The 5909-nt window shown below is 52.8% G+C and carries 4 protein-coding genes; all 4 read left to right on the top strand.

Translation table 11 applies throughout. The features are described from left to right. The first annotated feature begins 1086 nt into the window (after nt 1-1086). The 4 genes from Q1Y74_RS13630 (at nt 1087) to Q1Y74_RS13615 (ending at nt 5647) form a co-directional block, all read left to right on the top strand. Nucleotides 1087-1851 (top strand): AAA family ATPase, encoded by a 765-nt coding sequence (locus Q1Y74_RS13630; RefSeq protein WP_300814836.1) that lies wholly within the window; start codon nt 1087-1089, stop codon nt 1849-1851. A gap of 17 nt (nt 1852-1868) precedes the next feature. Continuing rightward, nucleotides 1869-2759 carry a ParB/RepB/Spo0J family partition protein gene (locus Q1Y74_RS13625; RefSeq protein ID WP_300814835.1) on the top strand — a complete coding sequence of 297 codons (891 nt, stop codon included), beginning with the start codon at nt 1869-1871 and terminating at the stop codon, nt 2757-2759. Nucleotides 2760-3088: 329 nt separating this feature from the next. Continuing rightward, the gene (locus Q1Y74_RS13620) at nt 3089-3940 is read left to right on the top strand and encodes a DUF5683 domain-containing protein (protein WP_300814834.1); all 852 of its coding nucleotides are present in this window, start codon (nt 3089-3091) and stop codon (nt 3938-3940) included. Between the two features lie 399 nt (nt 3941-4339). Further along, nucleotides 4340-5647, top strand: coding sequence for a lytic transglycosylase domain-containing protein (locus tag Q1Y74_RS13615; protein ID WP_300814833.1), 1308 nt, complete (start codon nt 4340-4342; stop codon nt 5645-5647). Nucleotides 5648-5909: the final 262 nt, after the last annotated feature.

Here is a 5909-nt window from a genome sequence, read left to right as displayed (position 1 = left end):
TTCAAGCGGCACTTTATCAAACAGGGCATTCCGGCCTTGTAGACTTGTTGACTGAAGCCTTGTCAACTAATAAGTTGAGCACTTGCGAAACTTAAATTAAGTAACTTTTTCACGACCCTACAACAGTCCCCCGTTTCTACATCCCTCCCTCATGCCGCGGGACAGGCTTGCATCCTCCGTGCAAGAAGCAAGCGTCCTCCGAACAGGATGCAAGCGTCCTCTGAACAGGATGCAAGCATCCTCCGGAGACGATGCGGACACGAAAGACTGCCGCATTCCGGGGCGCTCCCGCAAAGCAGGTGTTTACCGGCGCCATGTAGCACTTTACGACGGCCATGTAGTACTTTACGGCCGCCAAGTAGTACCTTACGACGGCCAAGTTCCTCTTCGGGAAAGCCGTGAACCTACCCTCTCCCGCCATAAACGGGATTACGCGCCATCCGCCTTCACGCCTTCACCGCACCGCCAGCCCGCTGGAACACAGCAAGATGGAGTGAAAGCAGAAGTTTCACAGCCGGCCCGGGCGTGGTTTCACACAGTTTCACCCGAGCCTGTTCGCTTCGCGCGCGCGAAACCTATATATTCAACTTTCGGTTTTACCGAAATTTGCAGGAGTTAGAGGAGTTAGAAGAAAGCCCCCTCCAACTCCCCCCGAAGGGGGAGAGGTCCCGCCAGGGCGGGCTTGGAAGTTAAAGGCCTTAAGTTTCGCAAGTTTATTAATCGATTGTAGTTAAGAAGTTAAGAAGTTAAGCCAATACCTTTGTGAAAAGGATACCGACCATACACTTGAACTATCGGCTTTAACTCCTAAGCCCACCTTGGTGGGCGATAACTCCTTTTAACTCCTTTAACTCCTGCAAGTTTCGCACTTGCGAAACTTGCAGGAGTTAAAAAACTTAATCTTCTGCAAGCGAGGAGGAAAAAACCGCTTCAATTCGGGAGAAATATGTATATTTGCCCGATAAACACGTGGGGCAGTTATTAACAAAACAGCCGACTTATCAACCGTTTTTGCAATCTCCCCCGGTTTGAAGAGCCGCTATTCGGAATTTATCGCTTATTTCGCTGCCGAAAATGAAAGGAAATATGGGAAAAATTATTGCTTTGGCAAACCAAAAAGGAGGTGTGGGCAAGACAACGACTACGATTAACCTCGCAGCGTCGCTGGCCACACTCGAAAAGAAAGTGCTCGTTGTGGACGCCGATCCGCAAGCCAACGCATCTTCCGGCTTGGGCATAGACATCAAGCAGGCGGAATGTACTATTTATGAATGCATTATCGACCACGCCGACGTGCGCGAGGCGATACATGACACGGAAATTGAAACGCTGAAAATCATTTCGTCGCACATCAACCTGGTGGGCGCCGAAATAGAAATGCTCAACCTGAAGAACCGCGAAAAGATTCTGAAGGAGGTGCTGGCTCCGCTGAAGGAGGAGTTTGACTATATCTTGATAGACTGTTCGCCCTCACTGGGCCTGATTACCATCAACGCACTGACAGCAGCCGACTCGGTCATCATCCCCGTGCAGGCCGAGTATTTTGCTCTGGAAGGCATCAGCAAGTTGCTGAACACCATCAAGATTATCAAATCGAAGCTGAATCCGTCGCTCGAAATCGAGGGATTCCTGCTGACGATGTACGACTCGCGCCTGAGACAGGCCAACCAGATATACGACGAGGTGAAACGCCACTTTCAGGAACTGGTGTTCAAAACCGTCATCCAGCGCAATGTGAAACTGAGCGAGGCACCCAGCTACGGACTGCCCACCATCCTGTACGACGCAGACTCGACGGGAGCCAAAAACCACATGGCACTGGCCAAAGAGATTATCAGCCATAACAACTAACCAACAAAAGGAAACTAATGGTACAGAAACGAAACGCTTTAGGACGCGGACTCGACGCACTGCTCTCCATGGATGAAGTGCAGACCGAAGGTTCATCGTCCATCAACGAAATAGAGCTGTCAAAAATCAGCGTCAACCCGAACCAGCCGCGCCGCGAGTTCGACCCGACCGCCCTGCAGGAGCTGGCCGACTCCATTGCGGAAATAGGCATCATACAGCCTATCACCCTGCGGCAGATTTCGGACGACGAGTACCAGATTATTGCCGGCGAACGACGCTTCCGGGCTTCACAGATGGCCGGCCTGACCAGCATACCCGCCTACATCCGCACTGCCGACGACGAGAACGTGATGGAAATGGCCCTCATCGAGAACATCCAGCGCGAAGACCTGAACTCGGTGGAGATAGCCTTGGCCTACCAGCACCTGCTGGAGCAGTACGGCCTGACGCAGGAGCGGCTGAGCGAGCGCGTGGGCAAGAAACGCACCACCATCGCCAACTACCTGCGCCTGCTGAAACTGCCCGCCCCCGTGCAGATAGGACTGCAGAACAAACAGATAGACATGGGGCATGCCCGTGCCCTCGTCACATTGGGCGACCCCAAGCTGCAAGTGAAGATTTTTGAGGAGATACTGGAACACGGCTACTCCGTGCGCAAGGTGGAGGAAATCGTCAAATCGCTGAGCGAAGGCGAAACCGTGAAGAGCGGCAGCCGCAAGATAGCCCCCAAACAGGCCAAGCTGCCCGAAGAGTTCAACCTGCTGAAACAGCAGCTCTCGGGCTTCTTCAACACCAAGGTGCAGCTCACCTGCTCGGAGAAAGGGAAGGGAAAAATCAGCATCCCCTTCAACAACGAAGAAGAACTGGAACGTATCATCGGCATCCTTGATACACTGAAAGATAAATGACCCAGGTTTCGCAAGTGCGAAACTTGCAGGAGTTAAAGAAGTTAAAAGAAAGCCCCCTCCAACTCCCCCCGAAGGGGAGAGAACCCACCAAGGTGGGCTTAGGAGTTAAAGCCGATAGACAAAAAATGAAGAATGAAGAACAAGAAAATGAAGAATGAAGAATGAGGAAAATGAAGAATGAGGAAAATGAAGAATGAAGAATGAGGAATGAAGAATTTACCGGCTGTTCACCATTAACCATTAACCATTCATCATTAACCATTTATCATAAACCATTCATCATTCATCATTAACCACAGGCTCTTAATCAATTTGCGAAACTAAAATAAATGGCAAAAAGACAAAAGACATACCGGATTTGGATAGCCCTGCTGCTCTGCCTCCTGCAGACGGCGGGGATTGCCATGTATGGCCAGGACAGGCCACGGGCTGCCTCGAAGCGGCACCGCCATCCGGCGGACACGACTGCGACCGCCCGGCCACGGACACCCGTCCTGCTGACGGACAGTCTGGGACTGATGCAACGGGCCGATTCCGCGCTGCACGAAGTGCCGGACAGTGTGGCCGTGGCAGACAGCATTGCAGCCGCAAACCGAAAGAAAATGCAGGAAATGACCTCCGCCACTTCGCCACAGGTATCCCTGACACCGACAGACAGCCTACAGAAAGCCGTAGCTCCCAAAGTATGGGTGCCTAACCCGACGAAAGCCACGTGGCTGGCCCTGGTCATCCCCGGAGGCGGACAAATCTACAACCGGAAGTTCTGGAAACTGCCCATCTTCTACGGCGGCTTTGCCGGATGCGCATACGCCCTGACATGGAACGGAAAGATGTACAGGGACTACTCCAACGCCTACCGAGACGCAGTCAACGAGAACTGGACGTCGAGCAGCATTCTGGACCTGTTGCCGGCAGGCTACCTGGACCGCGTGTCGAAGACGCAACTGACCGAAACCCTGCGCAAGCGAAAAGACACCTACCGCCGCTACCGCGACCTGAGTATTTTTGCCTTTATCGGCGTCTATCTGCTCTCGGTGGTGGACGCGTATGTGGATGCCGAGCTGTCCAACTTCGACATCAGTCCCGACCTGAGCATGAGCCTGGAGCCTGCAGTCATCGACAACCGGAGCAGCGGACAGTCGGGCCGATCGGTGGGCGTGCAATGCAGCTTCCGGTTCTGAGAAAAGAAAAAATCAACTCAAGTTTCGCAAGTGCGAAACTGCCGATAGCTCAAGTGTATGGTCGGTATCCTTTTCACAAAGGCATTGGCTTAACTCCTTAACTTCTTAACTCCTTAACTACAATCGATTAATAAACTTGAGAAACTTAAGAAATCAATATACCTATACTCAAGTTTCGGTTTTACCGAATTGAAAATCGGCGAAGCCAAACTTGCAGGAGTTAAAGGAGTTAGAAGGAGGCCCCCTCCAACTCCCCCCGAAGGGGAGAGACCTAGCCAATAGAAAAACAAACAGCTCACGATGTATCGGCTTAACGACTTAGCTTCTTAACTACTTAACTACCTGAGAAATATTAAATCCGAAACTTAAGTACCTATATATATAGAAGCATAACCCATTATGAGACAAAGACCCGCATACTTGAAACATCTACTCCTCGGCTCCTCCCTCCTGCTCTGCACCCTGGCGGCAGCGCCCTGCGTACAGGCACAGGAAAGCGTGGAGGTACTGATACACGAAAACGGCAGCGAACGCCAGGAAAGCATCGACCTGCCCGTCAGCATGACCTACCCCCTGGACAGCCTGCTGAACGACTGGAAAGCCAAGAACTACATCGACCTGGGAAAAGACTGCGACACCTCTACCGAAAATCCGCTGTTCAGCGACTCGGTCTACATTGACCGCCTGTCGCGCATGCCGACCGTGATGGAAATGCCCTACAACGAGATTGTGCGCAAATTTATCGACATGTATGCAGGCCGCCTGCGCAATCAGGTAGCCTTCATGCTGAGCGCCTGCAACTTCTACATGCCCATCTTTGAAGAGGCACTCGACGCCTACAACCTGCCGCTCGAACTGAGGTACCTGCCCATCATCGAATCGGCGCTCAACCCCTCGGCCGTATCGCGTGCTGGAGCCGCCGGCCTCTGGCAGTTCATGCTTCAGACCGGAAAACTTTACGGACTGGAAAGCAACAGCCTGGTGGACGAACGCCGCGACCCCATCAAAGCCACCTGGGCCGCCGCCCGCTACCTGAAGGACATGTATGACATCTACAAGGACTGGAACCTGGTGATTGCCGCCTACAACTGCGGACCGGGCACCATCAACAAGGCCATCCGCCGCTCGGGAGGCAAGACCGACTACTGGGAAATCTACAACTACCTGCCCCGCGAGACTCGCGGCTACGTGCCGGCCTTCATTGCGGCCAACTACGTGATGACCTACTACTGCAAGCACAACATCTGCCCCATGGAGACCAACATCCCCGAGGCCACGGACACCGTGCAGGTATCGCGCAACCTGCACTTTGAACAGATAGCCGACCTCTGTGGTGTGGAAATGGACGAAATCAAAAGCCTGAACCCGCAGTACAAGAAGAACATCATACCGGGTGACAGCAAACCGCAGACCCTGCGCCTGCCGCTGAACGCCATCAGCACCTTCATTGACCGCCAGGACACCATCTATGCCCACCGCAGCGACGAACTGTTCAAGAACCGTCGCACCGTAGCCATTGCCGGCACCGGCAGCAAAAACAAGGCCACAGCCGGAAACGGGAAGCCCATCTACTATAAGATAAGAAACGGCGACACCCTGGGCGGCATTGCCGAACGCTACGGCGTGAGCGTGCGCAAGCTGCGCAGCTGGAACGGATTGAGGAACAACAAAATCCGGGCAGGAAAAACGCTGAAAATCTACAAATAACGCGGAAGCACACCCTCCGCACCGAAGAACGCCGGCGGTACCAGGAGTGCCACCTGCGTTCTTTTCGTCCTTTTTAAGGGCCTCAACCAGCCCCGCCCCGTGTTTTCAGCGACAAATCGTTTGCACGGTGTCAAAATTTGTCTATTTTTGCAGAAAGTGACTGATAGGAGAGAAGGATATGGAAGAGAATATAAGCCAGATTGAACGGGAAAATGCTGAAAAGGAAATGATAGAACAGGCGTTTCAGGAGTTGCTGAACGAC

The sequence above is a fragment of the uncultured Bacteroides sp. genome, from assembly GCF_949298305.1.
In the GTDB taxonomy this organism is placed as follows: domain Bacteria; phylum Bacteroidota; class Bacteroidia; order Bacteroidales; family Bacteroidaceae; genus Bacteroides.
Note: the sequence above shows the minus strand (reverse complement) of the source record. Positions and strands in the feature narration are given on the sequence as shown.

Excerpts from the sequence above, each read along its gene's own strand:
- Q1Y74_RS13630 (WP_300814836.1), top strand. The coding sequence starts at position 1,087 with ATGGGAAAAATTATTGCTTTGGCAAACCAAAAAGGAGGTGTGGGCAAG.
- Q1Y74_RS13625 (WP_300814835.1), top strand. The coding sequence starts at position 1,869 with ATGGTACAGAAACGAAACGCTTTAGGACGCGGACTCGACGCACTGCTC.
- Q1Y74_RS13620 (WP_300814834.1), top strand. The coding sequence starts at position 3,089 with ATGGCAAAAAGACAAAAGACATACCGGATTTGGATAGCCCTGCTGCTC.
- Q1Y74_RS13615 (WP_300814833.1), top strand. The coding sequence starts at position 4,340 with ATGAGACAAAGACCCGCATACTTGAAACATCTACTCCTCGGCTCCTCC.